Below are 22,759 nucleotides of genomic sequence, written 5' to 3'. Positions count from 1 at the left end.
GTAAGTTTTTTGTCAGAAAAATCGATGTTATGAAATTTATTCCATTGGTAAAATAAACATATCGAAGGGGAGATAGGGAGGATGAAAAAGATGAAAGCACTTCAAAATTTATCATATAGCCAAGGTGTCGGTCTTATTTGTTTAGGGGGATTTGCTGCATCTGTTACGTTAGCTGTTGTAATAAAGATGATTCATCAAATCTTTTAATTTTAGAGTGGGGAAGGAATTGGTTGTTATTAATAGTAAGAGAAGGATTGTAAATAAAAAATAGCTCTTAGCAGTAAGTAAATGCTAAGAGCTATTTTTATGATTATTTTTCTATTTCTGGCTTCTCACTTGTTACAGTAACGTCTTTCCAATGTGAAGTTATTTGATTCACTTCAGCATTGACATCAAAATCTTTTACGCGCTTATTAACACCTGTTAAATCAAATGTGTAATGAATTGGAATCATCGGTGCTTCGTCATGAATTAATTTTTGCCATTTATCGTATACTTCTTTACGATATTTTTCATCAGTAGCTTTTTCTGATAATCCAGCATCTAATAACTTCGTATTTTCATCATTTACCCAGCGCTGATAGTTAAAACCAGCATTTTTACCCCATAGACCAGAAAGGTCAGGATCAGAACCAGTGTTCCAAGCACCAGAGAAAATATCAACCTTTGGATCATCTTTTTTAATCATTTCACGCATAGCATTAAATTCATGTAAGCGTCCATCAACAAGTTCTACTTTTAAGCCGATATCCTTCCAAGATTGAATATAGAATTTAGCCAGTGGTTCACTTGTTTCACTACCGTTACTAGCTAAGAAGTTAATTTTAAATTCATTACCTTTTGGATCTTCACGGAATCCGTCACCATTTTTATCTTTATAGCCAGCTTCATCTAATAGTTTTTTCGCTTTATCTACATCTAAGTTATATGAACCAACATCGTTATTATGGTACTTTGGCATAGATGGTGGAATTGGAGAGTTAGCTGGAACGCGAAGGCCGTGATATACTTTCTCTGCCAATTTTTCTCTATCAATTGCATGTGCCATCGCTTGACGTAAACGAACGTCTTTGAATTTATCTTTATCCATTACAGCTTCGTTCTTTGCTTTGTCCATATGTCCAAATTTAAATCCGATATAAGTGTAAGCAAGGTCAGTTTTACCAATTAGTTGTGTATTTTTTAATTTACTTACGTTCGGATATTGATCAGCAGTAATTGCTGCAATATCAATATCACCTTTTTTCAGAGATGCACTAACAATAGATGGATTTACAACTTTTAACGTTACATTTTTTAACTTTGGTTTACCAGCCCAATAATCATCGAAGCGCTCATACTCAACTGATTCACCAGGAACGATTTTCTTCACTTTAAATGGTCCGAATCCAATTGGATTTTGACGGATCTTATCAGATTCAGCTAGTTTTTCAATTGGTACATCGCCTAAATATTTTTTAGGTGTAGGATATGTCCAAATACCAGTTTTCAGTGAAGGGTTTACTTCTTTATAAGTAATGGAAATTGTTTTTGGGTCGACTACTTTAATACCAGAAATTTTGTCAGCTTTTCCAGTATGATATTCTTCCATACCTTCAATCATTTGCATTTGTGTATCGTAACGGATACCTGTATATTTACTATTACCAATAATTAAGTAAGAATATTCCAAATCCTCAGCTGTTACAGGATTACCGTCGTGCCATTTTACATTATCTTTAACCTTAATAGTAATTGTTTTTTTATCTTCAGAAATTGTATACGTTGCAGCACCGTCATTTGTAATTTCCCAGTTTTTATCTGTAGCTAATAATTGTTCATCAAAGAAATCCATAATTTCTGAATCTGGAGCAACTTCATATAGTACTCTACTTAAAACACCAGCAAAAGGTGAATTTGAAACGAGTCCATATGTTAATGATCCGTCTTTAATTTCTTTACCGTCATTTTTTACAGCAGCACTAAATTTATTTGTTTCTACTTTTTTCGTATTTGTTTTTTTGCTACCGCTATCAGCACCCCCACATGCAGACAGTAATAATGTTGAAGCAGCAAGTGTACTTAATACTTTGTACAGTTTTGGTTTGTTCATAACTTCTCCACCCCTTAACCTTTTCTTTGTCTTGCATCAGCCGCACGTTTTAACGCTTGACCAATAAAATTTATACACAGCATCAACACTAAAATCATGATTGATGCGGGTAACCAAATCCACCATTTTTCTTGCAATACATCTGGGTTTGTTGCGTAACTTACAAGTGTACCAAGACTCGGTGTACTTTCTGGTAGACCAAATCCTAAGTAAGTCAAACTAGATTCAATCCCGATGTTACCAGCAAGATTTAATGTAATATTGACGATAATAATAGAACTTAAATTAGGTAATATTTGCTGGAAGATAATCTTCCAATTTGGTGTTCCTAACGTTTTGGATGCAGATACGTAATCAAGTTCTTTCTCCGTTAATACTTTAGAGCGTATAAGCCTTGCTTTTCCGACCCATAAGAAAGCCGTCATTATGAGAATAAATGTAGTAATATTGAAAGTTGGAACGAGTGAGATAAATACGATAACAATCATTAAGAATGGTAAAATCATCATAAAGTCGATAAAACGCATGATGATGTTATCAACAACTCCTCCAAAATAGCCAGCAATTAGTCCCATCGTAAGACCGATAAGAGTTGATAAAAGAGTGATGGCTAAACCAACTGTAAAGGAATTACGTGTACCAATAATTAATTGTCCGAAAATATCACGGCCACCATAATCAGTTCCTAGCCAATGTTCAGCTGAAGGAGGATCATAAATGGCGAACAAATCGACTCGAACGATATCTTCTTGTTTCATAATAAATGAAGTTGTATAAACGGCTATTAATATTAAAGCTAAAAAGAATAGGGAAAACATTGCTAGTTTATCTTTACGAAATTCTCGCCACATAATGGAGAAACCAGAAGGGCTCTTTTCGTAATGAATGACTTCAGTTTGTTTTTCAGGATTTGCTAACATAACGTTTCTTCACCTCCATTAATCAATACGAATACGTGGATCAACGATGCTTAGAATAATATCGGAAAGAAGAGTCCCGAGTAGCGTTGCGAATCCAGTAAATAATACAAGAGCAGTTACGACACTGAAATCACGTTGAGTAATAGATTGGAAAAATAGTTGTCCAATTCCTGGGTAGCCGAAAATATTTTCTAGAATAATAGAGCCACCAACTAAACCTGTAATTTCATATCCTAAAAATGCTGCAATTGGTAAAAATGAATTTCGTAAAATATGTCTGGAATATACTTTAGATTCTGGTACACCTTTTGCTTTTACTGTGCGTACAAAATCTTTATGTTTCGTATCAATAATTTCACTTCGTAAATATTGTACAGTTCCTACAGTGCCAATTAATGCCCCAGATAAAGCTGGTAAAATCATATGATTTAATTTACTTAAATAGTAATCAAATGATCCGGCTGCCACTTGTGGATCAACGCTACCACTTGTAGGGAAGATCGGGTATAAAAAGCCGAATAAGAATAACATTACTAATCCGAAAATAAATAGGGGTGTACCAAATCCTAAAAAGTTATAGAGTGTAATGAGTCGATCAGCCCACGTATCATTCCAACGCCCACTTATAACGCCAAGTGGAATGGCGATTAAATAAGTAAGAATAAGAATTAGAAGAGCTAACAGCACTGTATTACCAAGGCGTTCCCCAATAATATCTGTTACTTGTATTTTATGTGCGTAAGAAATACCGAAATCTCCTTGTACGGCGTTTGAAATCCACCTTACATATTGTGTGGGAATAGGATCATTTAACCCAAGTTTCTCACGTTGTTCTTCAATTACTTTTGGATCGGCTTTTGGGTTTGCTAGTTCAGCGCCACTTAATGCATCACCTGGCATTGCTTTAGCAAGTGTAAAGACGAGTACGCTTAATACGAATAATTGCGGTATCATAACTAAAATCCGGCGTAATATAAATTTCCACATGTTTTATCACTCCCTTATGGTAATGCCACCCGGTGAGTTGGCGAGATTGGTTTTAAATCGTAAGCACGTCCATTTTCATTGAAATAATTTTCGTATGATTTTTCGTACTCAGTGCTTACTTCACGACGCAATTTACGCTGTTGTTCGCGGTTTTCCGGACGAATATCAGGAATAGCTGATATTAGGCGCTTCGTATAGATGTGCTGTGGGTTATTATAAATTTCAGCACTAGTTGCTTCTTCCACAATGCGTCCGCGATACATAACACCGATACGGTCACACATATGGCGAATTACACCTAAATCATGACTAATAAATAAGTATGTTAGTCCGAGTTCAGATTGTAAATCTTGTAAGAAGTTTAAAACTTGCGCTTGTACTGACACATCAAGTGCAGATACAGGTTCATCTGCGATAATAAGCTTCGGCTTTAGTGTAAGTGCGCGTGCAATACCAATCCGCTGTCTTTGTCCACCGGAAAATTCATGTGGGTATTTATAAATAGACTCTGGATTTAAGCCAACTTTATCAAGATAATCTTGAACAGCTCTACGCTCTTCATCAGGTGAGAGTTTCTCAAAATTTCGAAGTGGTTCAGCGATAATATCCATAACACGTTTCTTCGGGTTTAAGGATGAATAAGGATCTTGAAAAATCATCTGAATATCTTTTCGCTGTTCTCTTAGTTCTGAGCGACTTAATTTTGTTAAATCTCTATTATTAAAATGAATGCTACCGCCTGTTGCTTTTGTTAAGTGCATAATTGCTTTTCCAGTTGTTGATTTGCCGCTCCCAGATTCCCCAACGATTCCGTACGTTTCACCAGGTTGTAGTTCGAAGCTTACGCCATCAACAGCACGAACGTAATCTAATGTACGACCGAAAACACCACCTTTAATTGGAAAGTGTACTTTTAAATCTTCTACTTTAAGCAGTGCCATGAGTTACGTCATCTCCTTTCTTATCTTGGAAGTTAAAATGTTTGTAGCAAGTGCAACGTACCCAATGGTCTGGTTTTACTTCATGTAAAACGGGATTTTCTTCATGTTGATCAGGTCTAATCCACGGAATTCGTGCTTGGAATCGACAACCTGTGCGAGGTAACTTAGCTAATGTCGGCACAACACCTTGAATAACATGTAATTTTTCCTTTTCAGCATACGCAGATGGAATGGAGTTTAATAGAGAACGGGTATATGGGTGAAGAGGGTTATTAAAAATTTCTTCAACTTTTCCTGTTTCTACAACTTGTCCAGCGTACATAACGACGATACGATCGGCTGTTTCTGCGACAACACTTAAATCGTGAGTAATTAAAATAATGCCCATTTTCGTTTGTTCTTGAATAGATTTTAGTAAGTCTAAAATTTGTGCTTGGATGGTTACGTCAAGAGCCGTTGTTGGCTCATCTGCAATAATAAGTGCTGGGTTACAAGCAATTGCAATTGCGATAACAATTCTTTGTCTCATTCCGCCAGATAATTCGTGTGGGTATTGTTTATATGTAAGTTCTGGTTTTGGAATACCAACTTGATGAAGTAGTTCTAAGGTGCGTTCTTTCTTTTCAACTTTTGAAAGGCTTGTGTGGTAGTCTAAATTTTCTTCGATTTGTTTTCCAACTGTCATAAGAGGATCGAGTGCTGTAAGAGGTTCTTGGAAAATCATACCGATGTTTGATCCGCGTACTTTATTCATCTCTGCGGCTGACATCGTTAGTAAATCCTTATCTCTATAGTTAAGCTGCCCTTGTAATTTTGTATTTGCTTCATTATGCAGTCGCATAATGGAAAGGGCAAGTGCACTTTTTCCGCAACCTGATTCACCAACTATCGCGACAATTTCATTTTCATGGACAGTTAACGAAACATCATCAACTGCGGCATGATATTGATCTTGTATGCGAAAGGAAGTCTGTAAGTTTTCAATGCGAAGAAGTGGATTCTTCATGGCTATCCCTCCATCTTTCTGAAAAGACTAAATATTTTGTATGTTGTTGTTATTTTAATATAAATTGACAATGTTTGACAAGCATAAGTTGAGAAAATATTCAAAAATATTTTTATATAGAGATTGGATGCATATATATAAGTAGTTGAAGCGCTTTGAAAACGCTAACATGTATAAGAGAGAGAAATAAATCTTTTGTAAGAAAAAAGTATTATATGTAGAAAAAAGAGAGACGTTCTGGAAAGAACAGTCTCTCTTTTTTTGATAAGAATAATATTAGTGCTTAAGCTTGCTTTTGTTTTGGAGATCCTGTCTTTAAAGTAAGAGCAAGGAAGAACATTGCAAGTACACAAGATACAAGTAATAAGATGAATCCGCCATCCCATCCGAATGCATCGACGATAAAGCCCATAGCGGCACTAGCGAAAGCTGCTCCGCCTAAGTAACCGAAGAAGCCAGTTAATCCAGCTGCAGTTCCAGCCGCTTTCTTTGGTGCTAAGTCAAGAGCGTGTAGACCAATTAACATAACAGGTCCGTAAATTAAAAATCCAATTGCAACAAGTGCGATACTATCAACCATTGGATTACCAGGAGGGTTTAGCCAGTATACAAGAACGGCGATAAATACACCAACCATAAATAAAATACCAGCAGGTGCGCGGCGTCCTTTAAATAGTTTATCACTCATCCAGCCGCAAAGAAGTGTACCTGGAATACCAGCCCATTCATATAGAGCATAAGCTGTACGTGAGCTACTATGAGTAAAGCTTTTTTCTTCTACTAAATAAGTAGGAGCCCAGTCTACAACACCGTAACGTACGAAATATACGAAAACGTTCGCAATAGCGATGTACCATAAAAATTTATTGTTTAGTACGTATGTAAATAAAATTTCCTTTACTGAAAGTTCGCGTTCGCGATCTTGTACTTTTTCATCTGGTGGATATTCTCCAGTATGTTCTTCAATAGAAGGTAATCCGCAAGATTGAGGTGTATCTCTCATCGTAATTAATACATAAATACCAACTAAAATTGAAAGAATACCTGGGAAGTAAAAAATACTTTTCCAGTCATTTGCAAAGAAATATAACCCTAATGTTACAAGGGAAGGCATAAGTGCGCCACCGACATTATGAGCGACGTTCCAAATAGACATTTTTGTACCACGTTCACTAATAGAGAACCAGTGAACCATTGTACGACCACAAGGAGGCCATCCCATCCCTTGTACCCATCCATTTAAAAACTGAAGTACAAACATAAGTATAATGCTCGTTGTAATGAAAGAAAATGAGCCGAAAATAATATTAATGATACCTGATAAAAATAGCCCAGCTGCTAAAAAGTAGCGAGGATTACAACGATCGGATACGATACCCATAAGAAATTTACTTAATCCGTAAGCGATAGAAACTGCTGAAAGGATAACCCCAAGCTCCCCTTTACTAAAGCCTTGTTCAATTAAGTATGGCATTGCTAGTGAAAAGTTTTTTCGAACAAAGTAGTAGCCTGCATAGCCGATGAAAATACCTAAGAATACTTGTAAACGTAATTTACGGTATTCACTATCAACGCGATCAGCTGGTAAGCGTTCCGCGTGGGGCGCAGGTTTAAAGAATTGTGTGAAAAACATAAAATGAAAATCCTCCCCAAATTAATTCGAAGTGTCGTAAGTCAGAGAGAATATAAAAAGGCCATGAAATATAAAAAAGTTTCCTTTTTTATGATTCATAGCCGTGTACTCCGATTCTCCGTGACTGTCAATATTAACTTCGTCGAAAATTATACAACTTTGTGACAAAAATGTAAACGTTTTTATAGATAAAAAGTGTTGACGGATTTTGTTCGTCGGATTAATATTTAAATACGTTAAATATTTTATTGTTTAAATAAGAGGTGGATAACATGCCAAATGATATGACGCATATCGATAAAATTCAAGCTCTTGCCTTTTCGATTGGAAAGAAAATGCAGACAGAGTTATTAGAACAAATGCAAGCAACAGGACTTACACCACCGCAGTTTTATATTTTAAAGATTTTAGATCATTATGGAGCTTCAAGAGCGACAAAATTAGCAAAAAAGATGTATGTAAAGCCTAGTGCAATTACAGTGATGATTGATCGCTTAATTGACCAAGAGCTTGTCGAGCGTTATCACGACAAAGATGACCGCCGTGTTGTCATCATTGAGTTAACAAAAAAGGGGAAAGCTAGAGTAGAAGAGGCAATGGTCGCTCGTAATGAGCACCTTGCAAAATATTTCTCACATTTAGAGTTACAAGAAAGAGAAGATTTGTTACGTCTCTTTGAGAAGCTCGAAACAATTATTTGCGGGACACAAGAGAAAAAAGGGAATAACTAAGAGGAATTGAGGAGATTACATGGAGCAACAAGAAAATATAAATAGAAAGTTGTTGTTAGTCGGTTTAGTAATTGCGATGCTATTTGCTGCCTTAGATGGAACAATCGTTGGTACAGCAATGCCGCGTATCGTCGGTGAACTAGGCGGATTAAGCTTAATGACGTGGTTAACAACAGCTTATATGTTAACATCAACGACAGTTGTACCAATCGCAGGTAAATTAGCGGATTTACTTGGACGTCGTAACGTATATATAACAGGGCTAGTTATCTTTATGGTTGGCTCAGCATTATGTGGTATGGCAAATGGTATGACAGAATTAATTATTTTCCGTGGTATTCAAGGTCTTGGCGGCGGTATTATGATGCCGATGGCTATGATTATTATTGGAGATATGTTCACGGGGAAAGAACGTGCGAAATGGCAAGGTATTTTTGGTGCGTTATACGGTCTTGCTTCTGTAATTGGACCACAAGTGGGTGGTTGGATTGTAGATGCAGTGAACTGGAGGTGGGTATTCTACATTAACTTGCCAGTTGGTATTTTAGCAACAATCTTTATTGCAATGGGATTAAAATCACATAAACAAACAGGACCAATTAAAATTGATATCGCTGGGATCTTTACGATGATTCTCGGTGTTGTAAGTTTATTACTTGCATTAACGTTTGGTGGAAAAGATTACGCATGGGATTCTTGGCAAATTATCGGGTTATTTGCATTAGCTTTAATTGGTATCGTTAGCTTTGTTATCGTTGAAACGAAAGCGGAAGAACCAATTTTACCGATGCATTTCTTTAAAAATCGTACATTTACATTACTAAATGCGATTGGATTCTTTATGAGTATTGGAATGTTCGGTGCGATTATGTTCGTACCATTCTTCATGCAAGGAATTGTAGGAGTAAGTGCTGCTGAATCAGGTACAATTATGACGCCAATGATGATTACAATGATTGTGATGAGTATTATTGGCGGGCAACTTGTATTAAAAGTTGGTGTAAAACCACAAATTATTACAGGAATGCTTATAATGGCTGGAGGATTCTGGTTATTAACAACGATGGATATGCACACAACTAAATTGACTGCTACTTCTTATATGATGGTTATCGGTTTAGGAATGGGTCTTGTAATGCCGACATTAACATTAGCGTTACAAGAAAGCTTTCCGAAAAAAGATCTTGGTGTCGTAACATCATCAAGTCAGTTCTTCCGTCAAATCGGCGGAACATTTGGTATTACAATTTTAGGATCAATCATGAATAACACTTCAGGTACAACGTTAACAAAAAATTTAGTACCTGTATTAGATACATTCCCGAAAGAAGCGGGACAAATGGTAACGAAATTTAAAGATATGATTCATACAGATCCGCAAGGCTTATATTCAATGTTATTTAGTCCAGAGGCATTAAAACAAATGCCAGAAGCGTTCGCTAACAGCATTGTACCAATTTTGAAAAATTCTTTAGTAGACTCACTTCATACTGTATTCTTGACAGGATTAGTATTTATCGTAGTAGGCGCTATCTTTACGATTTTCTTACAGAAGATTAAACTGTCAGATCGTAAAAAGGATGCTGAAGAGCCAGCTACAGAGGAAAAAGAACAAACTGTATCCTATTCGTAATGAAAAAGCATCGCCTTATGGCGGTGCTTTTTTGAGTATAACCTTAAAAGCTTTTTCGTGAGAAATGATTGACGTATTTCTAGAAATACGTTATATTATTTTCTGTAAACGGTTACATGAAATGGAGAGGGAAGAAAATGAGTACGATTAAAGACGTTGCAAAATTAGCGGGAGTATCTGTTGCGACCGTTTCCAGAGTGTTAAATAAAAATGGATATGTTCATGAAGATACTTTAAAGAAAGTAGAACGAGCGATTGAGATGCTAGACTATAAGCCTAGTACAGTAGCGCGTTCACTGTATAATAAAAAATCTCGTTTAATTGGCTTAGTTGTTCCAAATATCGTGAATCCATTCTTTCCAGAAGTTGCACGTGCCGTAGAAGATGTAGCGCATAAGCAAGGGTATACAGTTGTACTTTGTAACTCTGATGAAAGTTTAGAGAAAGAAAAGCAATATATTGATGTACTTAGGCAAAATAATGTAGATGGATTTATTGTAGCGACAAATCCACAAAATAGTGTGAATTACATGAACTTGTCAGTACCAGTCGTTGCAATTGACCGTATGTTTAATGAGCGTATACCTGCTGTGTATGCAGATAACTATGCGGGAAGTCAGGCAGCGACAAAGTTATTAATAGATAAAGGCTGTAAACATATTGCACATATTCGTGGACCGCGTGACGTAAGTACAGCTAATGAACGTTTTGAAGGCTTTGTAGACGTTATTACGCAAAACAATCTTTCTTATATGATTGCAGAGAGTACATTTGATCCAGCTAATAGTGAGCGTGTAGCGGTGGAACTATTAGAACAATACCCGCATATTGATGGAATTGTTGCTGGGAATGATTTAATTGCAATAGGTATCGTAAAGGCTGCGCTTCAAAAGGGGATTTCTATTCCGGATGATTTACAAATTATCGGATTCGATGGAATTTCTTTAACAGAGATGATGTATCCATCTATTACAACTGTTGCACAGCCAATTTATGAAATGGGGAAAATTGCAACAGAACTGCTGTTAGAGCAGATGGAAGGAAACGTATTAGAAGAGAAACATTATCGTTTACCGATTGAAATTATAGAACGAAATACAACGAAGTAAGGAGATGAAATAGATGCCAAATATTGCAGTAGTAGGTAGTATTTCAATGGACTTAGTGGCCGTTTCAAAAAAACGTCCGAAAGCAGGGGAAACAGTAATTGGTGAAGCATTTCATACAATTCCAGGAGGGAAAGGAGCTAACCAGGCGGTTGCTGCAGCTAGATTAGGCGCAAATGTAGCGATGGTTGGAGCGGTAGGAGACGATAATTATGGAACTGTAGTTAGAAAAAATTTAGAGAACGAACGCGTTTTTATCGACTATGTGGTACCGGTTACAGATGCGGCGACAGGAATTGCTCATATCGTTTTAGCAGAAGAGGATAACAGTATTGTTGTCGTGCAAGGAGCGAATGCTCTTGTCAATGAGTCGGTTGTAAATCGTTCAAAAGATCTTCTTATAAAAGCTGATATGGTTGTGCTTCAACTAGAGATTCCGCTTGAAACAGTAAAATATGTATTAGCTATTTGTGAGGAACACAAAATCCCGGTTATGTTAAACCCAGCGCCAGCACAAGTGTTATCAGAAGATATTTTAGAAAAGGCAACTTATATTACGCCAAATGAACATGAGTGTCGCATCGTATTAGATGATTTCACATCACCAATTGAAGAGTTACTGGCTAAATATCCAAACAAACTATTGATGACAGAAGGTTCTAACGGTGTACGTTTCCATAATGGTACGGAGATTGTACATGTTCCTAGCATTGCTGTTGATGTAGTAGATACGACTGGAGCTGGTGATACATTTAATGGTGCATTAGCAGTTGCGCTTTCTGAAGGAGAAATACTTCAAAAAGCAATTCGTTTTGCGAATATTGCTGGTGGTCTTTCTGTAACGAAGCTTGGGGCGCAAGGCGGTATGCCAACGAGAGATAGAGTACGTGAAGTGCAGGTGATTGTCGGATGAAAAAGCACGGCGTATTAAACAGTGAGATTGCAGCAGTGCTTGCTTCACTTGGGCATACGGATACGATTGTAATCGCTGATTGCGGTTTACCAATTCCTGACGGAGTAAAAAGAATTGATTTAGCTGTTGAAATAGGAAAACCTAGCTTTTTAGATGTATTGCAAGTGGTAGCTGATGATATGGCAATTGAAAAAGTGACGTTAGCAGAAGAGGTTATTAACAACAATGCGGAAGTAAATAAAGAAATCGAACTAAAATTAATAGAACCAGCGTTTGAATATGTATCTCATGAACAATTTAAAGAGCATACAAAGAAAGCGAAAGCTATTATTCGTACAGGTGAGGCTACGCCTTATGCCAATGTAATTTTACATGCAGGCGTGATTTTTTAATAAAGGGAAGTGATGGGAATGCGTATTGAAATGAAAAATATTTCAAAGGCGTTCAATGGCAATCCTGTTTTGAAGAATGCACAATTTATGATTGAAACAGGAGAAGTCCATGCATTGATGGGGGAAAATGGAGCGGGTAAATCAACGCTCATGAAGATTTTAACAGGTGTATACAAAAGAGATGGTGGAACGATCACGATTGATGGACAAGAACGAACTTTTAAAAATGCGAAAGAAGCTGAAGAGTACGGTATTGCATTTATACATCAAGAATTGAACATATTACCGAATTTAACAGTAGCTGAAAATATGTTTCTCGGTAAAGAGTTAATGTATGGAAAGACAGGTATTTTACGTACGCGTCAAATGAACGCGATTGCGCAGCAGCAACTAGCGGAGTTAGGATTACATGTAAAAGGCGCTATGTTGGCAGGAGAGTTATCGGTTGGCCAACAGCAAATTATCGAAATTGCGAAAGCACTAATGACGAACGCGAGCGTTATTATTATGGATGAACCTACTGCGGCACTGACGGATCGTGAAATCGAAACGCTCTTTACAGTAATCAATAAGTTACGTAAAGAAGGTGTTTCATTCGTGTACATTTCGCATCGTATGGAAGAGATTTTCTCAATATGTGATGCTATTACGATTTTGCGTGATGGAGAATACGTGGGAAAGAGATTAATTCCAGAAACATCATTTGATGAAGTAGTGAGTATGATGGTGGGGCGCAGCATTGGTGAACGTTACCCAGAACGAAATAGTCAAATTGGCGATGTGATTTTTGAGATGCGTAATGGAACGAAAAAAGGGAAGTTTGAAAATGTTTCGTTTCAAGTTAGAAAAGGTGAAATCCTTGGTGTAGCTGGCTTGATGGGAGCTGGCCGTACAGATATTATGAAAGCGATATTTGGATACGAACCTTTAGATTCTGGCCAAATTTTTATAAATGGACAAGAAGTAAAGATTGATAGTCCGATAGATGCGATTAGACAAAGAATAGCTTTCATTACAGAGGATAGAAAATCTGAAGGATTAGTGTTAGATTTCTCAATTCGGGAAAATTTGGCTTTAACGAATTTAGAAAGTCTTTCAAAGGGGAGTGTCGTAAGTAACGAACTAGAACAACAGTTTACAGCGGACATGATGAAACTTCTTAATGTGAAAGCATCTAGTGGAGAGCAAGCTGTGAAATCTCTTTCTGGTGGAAATCAGCAAAAGGTTGTTATTGCAAAATGGCTAGGTATCCACCCGCAGTTACTCATTTTAGATGAGCCAACAAGGGGTGTCGATGTTGGAGCGAAAAAAGAAATTTACTCTATTATGAATAAGCTTACCGAGCAAGGGGATGCCGTTATTATGGTATCATCTGAGCTTCCAGAAGTTTTAGGAATGAGTGATCGCGTTCTTGTCATTCATGAAGGAAAAGTCGGCGGTATTTTAGAGAAAGATGCGGCATCACAAGAGTCTATTATGGCACTAGCTACAGGGGGAGAATAAGGATGGCTAAGAAGGGGAATGTATTACAGCAACTCGGTTCTTTAATTGGTTTAGCACTAATTATCGTCGTAATTACAGCTTTAAATCCAGCATTTATTGAAATTCCAAATTTATTTAATATACTGCGCCAAGTATCGATTAATGCGCTTATTGCATTCGGAATGACCTTTGTAATTTTAACAGGGGGTATTGACTTATCGGTAGGTTCTATTTTAGCATTATCAAGTGCACTTGTTGCTGGAATGATGGCAAGTGGCATGGATCCGTTTCTTGCAATGGCAGTTGGATTATTAGCAGGTCTTGTAATGGGAATTGTAAACGGTATCATCATTGCGAAAGGAAAAGTAGCTCCATTTATTGCGACGTTAGCAACAATGACTATTTTTCGTGGGTTGACGCTTGTTTATATGGACGGACGTCCGATCACTGGCCTTGGTGATCATTTAATGTTCCAAATGTTTGGCCGCGGTTATTTTCTTGGTATTCCGGTACCAGCTGTTACAATGATGATCGCTTTCGCAGTACTGTACTTCATTTTGAAGAAAACGACATTTGGTCGCCGTACATTTGCAATTGGTGGAAATGAAGAAGCAGCAGCACTATCAGGTATTAATGTTACGAGAATTAAAGTAATGATTTACGGTCTTTCCGGAATTTTGGCAGCGCTTGCAGGTATTGTCTTAACATCACGATTAGATTCTGCACAGCCGACTGCAGGTACTTCTTACGAATTAGATGCAATTGCAGCAGTTGTATTAGGTGGAACAAGTCTTTCTGGGGGAAGAGGATGGATTGTTGGTACATTCATCGGTGTACTTATTATCGGTGTACTAAATAACGGTTTAAATTTATTAGGTGTATCTTCTTTCTTCCAACAAGTTGTAAAAGGACTTGTAATCTTACTAGCTGTATTAATTGATCGCAGAAAAGAAGCGTAATGGAGGGACAGTTCATGAAGAAATGGTTACTTATACTCGTTGCATGTATTATGGTCATTACTGCTGGTTGTTCAATGGAACCACCAGAATGGGCAAAGGATTCTAGCGATAAAGGTCGAAATAAAACTATTAAAGTTGGATTCTCTGTTTCAACTTTAAATAATCCCTTCTTTGTAACTTTGAAAAAAGGTGCAGAAAAGAAAGCGAAAGATAGTGGCATCGAATTGATTGCTGTTGATGCACAAAATGATGCAGCAAAGCAAACAAATGATGTTGAAGATTTAATTCAAAAAGGTGTCGATGTAGTTGTTATTAATCCAACTGATTCAGATGCTGTTGCTTCAGCAGTAAGTGCAGCAAATGCAGCAAATGTTCCTGTTATTACAGTAGACCGCGTTGCGAATTCAGGTAAGGTTGTTTCTCACATTGCATCTAATAATATCGAAGGTGGTCAAATGGCTAGTGATTACATTCGTGAATTAGTTGGCGAAGGAGCAAACGTTGCTGAGTTAGAAGGAATCCCTGGATCGTCTGCTGCTCGTGAACGTGGGAAAGGATTCCATAACGTAGCTGATAAGTCTTTAAAAGTAGTTGCTAAACAAGCGGCTGATTTTGATAGAGCGAAAGGATTATCTGTTATGGAAAACATTTTGCAAGCAAATGGTGATATTAAAGCCGTGTTTGCCCATAACGACGAGATGGCATTAGGGGCACTTGAAGCATTGAAGTCTGCTGGAAAAACAGATGTAGTCGTTGTTGGATTTGATGCAACTGAAGATGCTGTGAAAGCGGTTAACGATGGGCGTATGGCTGCAACAGTTGCTCAAAAACCGGAATTAATCGGAGAGAAGGCGATGCAAACAGCAAAAGAGATCACGCAAGGTAAAAAAGTGGACAAATCTATTCCGATTGAATTAGAGCTTATTAAGAAAAACAAATAAATATAAATTGAAAATTAGGAAGGAAGAATAACAAATGAAATTCTTTATTGATACAGCAAATATTAACGAAATTAAAGAGGCAAATGCATTAGGCGTATTAGCTGGAGTAACGACAAATCCATCACTTGTAGCAAAAGAAGGCGTAGACTTCCACGAGCGCATTCGTGAAATTTGCAACGTTGTAGAAGGACCTGTAAGTGCAGAAGTAATTAGCTTAGAAGCAGATAAAATGATCGAAGAAGGAAAAGAGTTAGCAAAAATTGCTCCAAACGTTGTTGTAAAGGTTCCGATGACAACAGAAGGTTTAAAAGCAGTAAAAGCGTTCTCTGACTTAGGAATTCGTACAAACGTTACATTAGTGTTCTCAGCAGTTCAAGCATTACTTGCAGCTCGTGCTGGTGCAACGTACGTTTCACCATTCTTAGGTCGCTTAGATGATATCGGTCATAACGGTATGGACTTAATTCGCCAAATCGCAGAAATCTTTGCAATTCATGGCATCGAAACAGAAATTATCGCAGCATCTGTACGTCACAGTGTTCACGTAACTGACGCAGCATTAAATGGTGCACATATTGCAACAATCCCAGCAAATGTAATTGCTTCATTAGTGAAGCATCCATTAACAGATCAAGGAATTGAGAAATTCTTAGCTGATTGGGAAAAAACACAAGAGAAATAATAGAAAATCAAGAATCCTAGTTTAAGTGACTAGGATTCTTTTTTTATATTTAAAAGAATTTTCATGCAATTTTGCATATTGTCTTTTAAATTTGTTATATAAACTATTTAATATATACAAATCACTCTTTATTTTTCATATTTTGATATAGACAGATAGAGAGTCTGACCAGAAAACTGGAGGGCATGATTCTATAACAGAAAGCTTAATGTTTATAGAATTATGCCTTTTTATCCCGCATTAACGGTCAGTAAGACTCCCACCTCAAAATTCAGCTGGGGCAAAGAAGTTAGGTGGGGAATCAACTGCCCGTAAATGCCCGATTGGTTCAACTAATAATCAGTGGGGATGAACAAACTCCCCACTGATTAAAGTTTCACTTTATATAGGGAGGGCAGAAAGTAGAGCTTTTGATTTAAATGCACTTATTTATCCCACTTTAATGGGCAGTAAGACCCCCACCTCAAAATTCAGCGAAAGCAAAAAAGTTAGGTGAGGGATCAACTGCCTATAAAAGTCCGATTGGTTCAACTAATAATCAGTGGGGGATGAAGAAAACCCCCACTGATTTAAGTTTCACTTTATCTGAATTTTAAGTTTTATAAAAGGAGAGAAATGAAATGAGAAGAAAAGCGCCATTTAAAGTGTTATCGTCATTAGCAATTGCGGCAATTATCGGATGCACATCTGTAATGAGTGCTCCATTAGCGTACGCAGAAACGCCAGCAAAAGAGAAAGAAAATATGTCTACAACACCAATTGATTACAATTTAATTCAAGAAGATCGTCTAGCGGAAGCTCTGAAAGAAAGAGGAGAAATTAATCCAGCATCTTCTAAAGAAGAGACGAAAAAGGCTGTAGAGAAATATATTGAAAAGAAACAAGGGGACCAGGCAAATAAAGAAGTTCTTCCAGCTGATACTGCTAAAGAGGCATCTGATTTCGTGAAAAAAATAAAAGAGAAAAAAATGGAAGAAAAGGAAAAGGTAAAGAAACCTGAAAAAAATGTTAGCCCTGAGCAAAAGCCTGAGCCAAATAAAAAACAATTGAATGGGCAAGTTCCAACATCTAAAGCAAAGCAAGCGCCGTATAAGGGATCTGTTCGAACGGATAAGGTATTAGTGTTACTCGTTGAATTTAGTGATTATAAACATAATAATATTGATCAAACACCAGGGTATATGTATTCGAATGACTTTAGTAGAGAGCATTATCAAAAGATGTTATTTGGTAATGAGCCGTACACGTTATTTGATGGTTCAAAAGTAAAAACATTTAAACAATATTACGAAGAGCAGTCTGGCGGTAGTTATACGACAGACGGATATGTAACGGAGTGGCTAACTGTTCCAGGAAAAGCATCTGATTATGGAGCTGATGGTAGTAGTGGTCATGATAATAAAGGACCAAAAGGCGCACGTGATTTAGTGAAAGAAGCTTTACATGCAGCTGCTGAGAAAGGATTAGATTTATCTCAATTTGATCAGTTTGATAGATATGATACAAATGGTGATGGGAATCAAAATGAGCCTGACGGTGTAATTGATCATTTAATGGTAATCCATGCTGGTGTTGGTCAAGAAGCTGGTGGCGGTAAATTAGGCGATGATGCCATTTGGTCACATCGTTCAAAATTAGCAGTAGATCCGGTAGCAATTGAAGGGACAGAATCAAAGGTAGATTACTTTGGTGGAAAAGTAGCAGCACATGATTACACAATTGAACCAGAAGATGGAGCAGTAGGTGTATTTGCGCACGAATTTGGACATGACCTTGGCTTACCGGATGAATATGATACGAAATATACTGGAACTGGTTCACCTGTCGAAGCTTGGTCACTAATGAGTGGGGGAAGTTGGACAGGGAAAATTGCAGGAACAGAGCCAACTAGTTTCTCACCACAAAATAAAGATTTCTTACAAAAGAATATGGGTGGCAACTGGGCAAAAATTTTAGAAGTAGATTACGATAAAATTAAGCGTGGTGTAGGAGTTCCTACATATATTGATCAAAGTGTTACGAAGTCAAATCGTCCAGGTGTTGTACGTGTTAACTTACCAGGCAAAAGTGTTGAAACGATTAAACCGGAGTTTGGAAAGCATGCATATTATAGTACAAGAGGCGATGATATGCATACAACATTAGAAACACCGTTCTTTGATTTAACAAAAGGAATAAATGCAAAATTCGATTATAAAGCAAATTATGAGTTAGAAGCAGAGTGCGATTTTGTCGAAGTGCATGCAGTAACAGAAGATGGAACGAAAACATTAATTGATAGACTTGGAGAAAAAGTAGTCCAAGGAGATAAAGATACAACAGATGGGAAATGGATTGATAAATCATATGATTTAAGTCAATTTAAAGGGAAAAAAGTGAAACTACAATTCGACTATATTACAGATCCGGCTGTAACATATAAAGGTTTTGCGATGGACAATGTAAATGTAACAGTTGATGGACAAGTTGTATTTTCTGATGATGCAGAAGGACAGTCTAAAATGAATGTAAATGGTTTTGTTGTTTCTGATGGGACAGAGAAGAAAGCTCATTATTACTACTTAGAGTGGAGAAACTATGCGGGATCAGATAATGGTTTAAAAGCAGGAAAAGGTCCAGTGTATAATACAGGTCTTGTCGTTTGGTATGCAGATGATAGCTTTAAAGATAACTGGGTTGGGGTGCATCCAGGTGAAGGATTCCTTGGGGTTGTAGACTCTCATCCAGAAGCATTTGTTGGCAATTTAAACGGAAAACCAACTTACGGTAACACAGGTATGCAAATTGCAGACGCTGCATTTTCATTTGATCAAACACCAGCATGGAGTGTAAATTCATTCACACGTGGACAGTTTAACTATTCTGGGTTACAAGGTGTTACAACTTTTGATGATTCAAAAGTATATAGTAATAAACAAATTGCAGATGCAGGAAGAAAAGTTCCGAACCTTGGACTGAAATTCCAAGTTGTTGGACAGGCAGAGGATAAATCAGCAGGTGCTGTTTGGATTAAACGTTAATAACAGAAAAGCACATTCTTCATATGAAGAATGTGCTTTTGAATTTGTACAGTAAGTTATTATTTTAGTTTATGTAATACAAATGTCTGTTCATATATAGTGTATCAAATTATGTGGGGGAAGGAAATATTTCCGAGGAAATTGTCGAAGTATCGTTGGTATTGATACACTTTTTTTGTAAAAGAAGAAATGTAGTATTGCCTTTACCATTCAACTTATTTACATTGTTACTTAGCTACACACAAAAGTAATATATTCGGCAAAAAAAAGACAACGATGGAATTAACCCATCATTGTCTTTTTTACTTTTCCTTTGTTTTTTATTTTGCTTCTGACATAAATCATTCCGGCAAATGTTAATAAGAATGCAGTTCCAATAACGAAGCTGACGCTAGGGGATGCCCCGATTGCTCCAACTGTAAAGGATCCAGCAACAACGCCTAATGAGAAGAAAGCATAAAACAATCCGAACGCTTTTCCGCGTTTATCATCTGTCGTATTTTCAACAAGTAATGCATTTATTGATGGGAAAAGGATAGCGAATCCAATGCCATAAATCATCATAACGATAAAGAGCATGCCTTTGGTTGCGAATAATCCAAGTAAAGATAATGCTAATGCCATTACTGCAATACCAATTAACATTAGTTTTGAACGATTAAATCGATCGTAAATACGATTTGTTGGCAGTAAGAAGAAGAGGATAGCGGTAATGCCGAATACACTTAACATCATGCCTGTTGTAGATGCTTTAAGGGCTAATGCTTCAACCTTTACTGGTAACATATAAGTGACAATTCCTTGTGAAAACATGAGTGTGAAAGCACCAATATATGCCTGTAATAACGGTTCTGATTTCAATAGTTCAAACATATCTTCTTTGTTCATCATTTGTGTTCTTGAAGTATCTTTTCTTGATACGTTATTTGGTAAGAAGAAGAGAGATACAATTGTACCAAGAACCATTAAAATAGAAATGGTAATGAACACCCACTCTATACCGGCAGTTGCTTTCATAATTCCGCTAAAAGCAGGTCCTACAATTGCCGCTGTTCCAACTGCAGCCCCAGATAGAGCCATTGCCTTACCTTGCCTTGCTGCATTTGTTTGTTTGGATAAAAACGTAAAGGCAGCAGGAATTAAAAATCCGTCACTAAAGCCATGCATAAAGCGCACAACTAATAGTTGTTCACCACTTTGAACAACAGTGTATAACAAGACTATGAAACTCGTAAGTCCCATGCTTATATAAAGTATTTTTTTTGCACCAAATTTATCGACAGCAGCGCCAGCAATAATATTACCGATCATATTAGCAAATGAGTACATGCCGACAACTAGCCCAATAATAAGAGGGGATCCTCCAAGACTTTGAGCGAACGTACTCATAATAGGTAATTGTGAAAATGTATCTAGAAAAGCTACGATAACAATAAAGTAAATAAAATATTTCAAGCGATATTCACCTCTCCTATGCTATTATGGCATAATGCTAATTTCAACCGCAATGAAATTGAATTAACAGATGTGGAAAAAAGTACAAAGTGACAAAATATTGAACGTTATTTGTTAAAAATTAGTGGAAATGATATTGTTTTTTTGAAATATATGGATAGAAGTATTATAATAGATTTGTAAACTTCACCAGGTTAAGTATATACATAGAGAGGGATGTATAAAATGAAAGCATTACTTTGGCATAATCAACGTGATGTAAGAGTAGAAGAAGTACCAGAACCAACTGTAAAACCAGGAGCAGTTAAGATTAAAGTGAAATGGTGTGGTATCTGCGGGACAGACCTGCATGAATATTTAGCAGGACCTATTTTTATTCCCACAGAAGAGCATCCATTAACACATGTAAAAGCACCGGTTATTTTAGGTCATGAGTTTAGCGGTGAGGTAGTTGAAATCGGTGAAGGCGTTACATCTCATAAAGTGGGAGACCGCGTCGTTGTAGAACCAATTTATTCTTGTGGTAAATGTGAAGCTTGTAAACATGGACATTACAATGTTTGTGAACAACTTGTTTTCCACGGTCTTGGCGGAGAAGGCGGCGGTTTCTCTGAATATACAGTAGTACCAGAAGATATGGTTCACCATATTCCAGATGAAATGACATATGAACAAGGTGCACTTGTAGAACCAGCAGCTGTAGCAGTTCATGCAGTACGTCAAAGTAAATTAAAAGAAGGGGAAGCTGTAGCAGTATTTGGTTGTGGTCCAATTGGACTTCTTGTTATCCAAGCAGCTAAAGCAGCAGGAGCAACTCCGGTTATTGCAGTTGAACTTTCTAAAGAACGTCAAGAGTTAGCAAAATTAGCAGGTGCGGATTACGTATTAAATCCAGCTACTCAAGATGTATTAGCAGAAATTCGTAACTTAACAAATGGTTTAGGTGTAAATGTGAGCTTTGAAGTAACAGGTGTTGAAGTTGTACTTCGTCAAGCAATTGAAAGTACAAGTTTCGAAGGACAAACTGTAATTGTTAGTGTATGGGAAAAAGACGCAACAATTACTCCAAACAATCTTGTACTAAAAGAAAAAGAAGTGGTTGGTATTTTAGGATACCGTCATATCTTCCCAGCTGTTATTAAATTAATTAGCTCTGGTCAAATTCAAGCAGAGAAATTAATTACGAAAAAAATCACAGTAGATCAAGTTGTTGAAGAAGGATTTGAAGCACTTGTAAAAGATAAAACACAAGTGAAAATTCTTGTTTCACCTAAATAATATAGAATAGTAAAAAGTAGCTCTTTTCTAGAAATAGAAGAGGGCTACTTTTTTTCTGTACAGAAAGGTGATAGACTTTCCTGTAACTACAGGTATTTTGTTTGGAAGGGGAAGTCTCATGCTTTCATTTATGTTGACATTGAAACGAATGCTAAAAGCTTGTTTACGAGCGTGGAAAGATAAAGAATTTCAAGTATTATTCGTATTAACATTTTTAACATTAACATCTGGTACGATTTTTTATAGTACAGTTGAAGAATTACGTCCTCTTGATGCTTTGTATTTTAGCGTTGTGACGCTGACGACTGTCGGTGATGCGAATTTTAGCCCGCAAACTGATTTTGGGAAGATATTTACAATCTTATACATATTTATTGGGATTGGATTAGTATTTGGATTTATTCATAAGTTGGCAGTTAATGTACAACTGCCGAGTATATTATCGAATAGAAAAAAAGAGTAAAGCATGTGGGTGCTTGAAGTGACCCCTAAAAGTTAGACACAGTTATTTCATTAGGCAGCTTGATAAAAGTGAGTCCGGTATTGTACCGGGCTCATTTTTAATTTTGCCTTAATCCGTTTCGTATT

Annotated in this window: 20 protein-coding genes; 13 read left to right on the top strand and 7 right to left on the bottom strand. The window is 36.9% G+C overall.

Annotated elements, in window-relative coordinates:
• The first annotated feature begins 81 nt into the window (after positions 1 to 81).
• Positions 82 to 207 (top strand): DUF4027 family protein, encoded by a 126-nt coding sequence (locus ACTFNE_RS23480; protein ID WP_000738299.1) that lies wholly within the window; start codon positions 82 to 84, stop codon positions 205 to 207.
• 103 nt (positions 208 to 310) lie between these two features.
• Here the strand turns inward: ACTFNE_RS23480 and opp4A are convergent, their stop codons facing one another.
• The 6 genes from opp4A to glpT all read right to left on the bottom strand — a co-directional run bounded on the left by opp4A (position 311) and on the right by glpT (position 7,579).
• Positions 311 to 2,092, bottom strand: coding sequence for an oligopeptide ABC transporter substrate-binding protein (opp4A, locus tag ACTFNE_RS23475; protein ID WP_046198902.1), 1,782 nt, complete (start codon positions 2,090 to 2,092; stop codon positions 311 to 313).
• A gap of 14 nt (positions 2,093 to 2,106) precedes the next feature.
• Positions 2,107 to 3,012: an ABC transporter permease gene (locus ACTFNE_RS23470; RefSeq protein WP_000880733.1), complete on the bottom strand. Its 906-nt coding sequence runs from the start codon at positions 3,010 to 3,012 to the stop codon at positions 2,107 to 2,109.
• A gap of 18 nt (positions 3,013 to 3,030) precedes the next feature.
• Positions 3,031 to 3,999, bottom strand: coding sequence for an oligopeptide ABC transporter permease (opp4B, locus tag ACTFNE_RS23465; RefSeq protein ID WP_000265445.1), 969 nt, complete (start codon positions 3,997 to 3,999; stop codon positions 3,031 to 3,033).
• 14 nt (positions 4,000 to 4,013) lie between these two features.
• Complete coding sequence (locus tag ACTFNE_RS23460; protein WP_001196380.1) at positions 4,014 to 4,940, bottom strand: ABC transporter ATP-binding protein; 927 nt, start codon at positions 4,938 to 4,940, stop codon at positions 4,014 to 4,016.
• Positions 4,927 to 5,946, bottom strand: coding sequence for an ABC transporter ATP-binding protein (locus ACTFNE_RS23455; RefSeq protein WP_000795378.1), 1,020 nt, complete (start codon positions 5,944 to 5,946; stop codon positions 4,927 to 4,929). Before ACTFNE_RS23455 ends, ACTFNE_RS23460 begins: the two co-directional genes overlap by 14 nt.
• Positions 5,947 to 6,229: 283 nt before the next feature.
• On the bottom strand, positions 6,230 to 7,579 hold the full coding sequence (gene glpT / locus ACTFNE_RS23450) for a glycerol-3-phosphate transporter (protein WP_000466372.1): 1,350 nt from the start codon (positions 7,577 to 7,579) through the stop codon (positions 6,230 to 6,232).
• 272 nt (positions 7,580 to 7,851) lie between these two features.
• On the opposite strand from glpT, the gene ACTFNE_RS23445 reads away from it, so the two are divergent.
• The 10 genes from ACTFNE_RS23445 (at position 7,852) to inhA2 (ending at position 19,438) form a co-directional block, all read left to right on the top strand.
• Complete coding sequence (locus ACTFNE_RS23445; protein ID WP_046198901.1) at positions 7,852 to 8,310, top strand: MarR family winged helix-turn-helix transcriptional regulator; 459 nt, start codon at positions 7,852 to 7,854, stop codon at positions 8,308 to 8,310.
• A gap of 19 nt (positions 8,311 to 8,329) precedes the next feature.
• Positions 8,330 to 9,943 carry an MDR family MFS transporter gene (locus tag ACTFNE_RS23440; RefSeq protein WP_046198900.1) on the top strand — a complete coding sequence of 538 codons (1,614 nt, stop codon included), beginning with the start codon at positions 8,330 to 8,332 and terminating at the stop codon, positions 9,941 to 9,943.
• A gap of 137 nt (positions 9,944 to 10,080) precedes the next feature.
• Positions 10,081 to 11,052, top strand: coding sequence for a ribose operon transcriptional repressor RbsR (gene rbsR / locus ACTFNE_RS23435; protein ID WP_046198899.1), 972 nt, complete (start codon positions 10,081 to 10,083; stop codon positions 11,050 to 11,052).
• A 13-nt stretch (positions 11,053 to 11,065) separates the two neighbouring features.
• A complete protein-coding gene (rbsK, locus tag ACTFNE_RS23430) occupies positions 11,066 to 11,962 on the top strand; it encodes a ribokinase (RefSeq protein ID WP_046198898.1) in 897 nt (298 codons plus the stop codon).
• On the top strand, positions 11,959 to 12,354 hold the full coding sequence (gene rbsD, locus ACTFNE_RS23425; RefSeq protein ID WP_000716141.1) for a D-ribose pyranase: 396 nt from the start codon (positions 11,959 to 11,961) through the stop codon (positions 12,352 to 12,354). The genes rbsK and rbsD overlap by 4 nt, the downstream gene beginning before the upstream one ends.
• An 18-nt stretch (positions 12,355 to 12,372) precedes the next feature.
• Positions 12,373 to 13,857: a ribose ABC transporter ATP-binding protein RbsA gene (gene rbsA, locus ACTFNE_RS23420; protein WP_046198897.1), complete on the top strand. Its 1,485-nt coding sequence runs from the start codon at positions 12,373 to 12,375 to the stop codon at positions 13,855 to 13,857.
• Between the two features lie 2 nt (positions 13,858 to 13,859).
• Positions 13,860 to 14,795: an ABC transporter permease subunit gene (locus ACTFNE_RS23415; protein WP_001074633.1), complete on the top strand. Its 936-nt coding sequence runs from the start codon at positions 13,860 to 13,862 to the stop codon at positions 14,793 to 14,795.
• Between the two features lie 14 nt (positions 14,796 to 14,809).
• On the top strand, positions 14,810 to 15,736 hold the full coding sequence (gene rbsB / locus ACTFNE_RS23410) for a ribose ABC transporter substrate-binding protein RbsB (RefSeq protein ID WP_000758975.1): 927 nt from the start codon (positions 14,810 to 14,812) through the stop codon (positions 15,734 to 15,736).
• Between the two features lie 34 nt (positions 15,737 to 15,770).
• Positions 15,771 to 16,418, top strand: coding sequence for a fructose-6-phosphate aldolase (fsa, locus tag ACTFNE_RS23405; protein WP_000667661.1), 648 nt, complete (start codon positions 15,771 to 15,773; stop codon positions 16,416 to 16,418).
• 620 nt (positions 16,419 to 17,038) lie between these two features.
• On the top strand, positions 17,039 to 19,438 hold the full coding sequence (gene inhA2 / locus ACTFNE_RS23400; RefSeq protein WP_046198896.1) for a M6 family metalloprotease immune inhibitor InhA2: 2,400 nt from the start codon (positions 17,039 to 17,041) through the stop codon (positions 19,436 to 19,438).
• A gap of 282 nt (positions 19,439 to 19,720) precedes the next feature.
• Here the strand turns inward: inhA2 and ACTFNE_RS23395 are convergent, their stop codons facing one another.
• Positions 19,721 to 20,893 (bottom strand): MFS transporter, encoded by a 1,173-nt coding sequence (locus ACTFNE_RS23395; RefSeq protein WP_000873239.1) that lies wholly within the window; start codon positions 20,891 to 20,893, stop codon positions 19,721 to 19,723.
• 225 nt (positions 20,894 to 21,118) lie between these two features.
• On the opposite strand from ACTFNE_RS23395, the gene bdhA reads away from it, so the two are divergent.
• Positions 21,119 to 22,171, top strand: a complete 1,053-nt coding sequence (bdhA, locus tag ACTFNE_RS23390; RefSeq protein ID WP_000645822.1) for a (R,R)-butanediol dehydrogenase — start codon at positions 21,119 to 21,121, stop codon at positions 22,169 to 22,171.
• Between the two features lie 118 nt (positions 22,172 to 22,289).
• Complete coding sequence (locus ACTFNE_RS23385) at positions 22,290 to 22,634, top strand: potassium channel family protein (RefSeq protein ID WP_000948232.1); 345 nt, start codon at positions 22,290 to 22,292, stop codon at positions 22,632 to 22,634.
• Positions 22,635 to 22,759 lie beyond the last annotated feature (125 nt).

The organism is Bacillus cereus group sp. MYBKT111-2 (assembly GCF_051915205.1).
Classification (GTDB): Bacteria; Bacillota; Bacilli; order Bacillales; family Bacillaceae_G; genus Bacillus_A; species Bacillus_A paranthracis.
The sequence above is the reverse complement of the archived record's forward strand: the minus strand, read 5'-3'. Positions and strand labels throughout refer to the sequence as shown.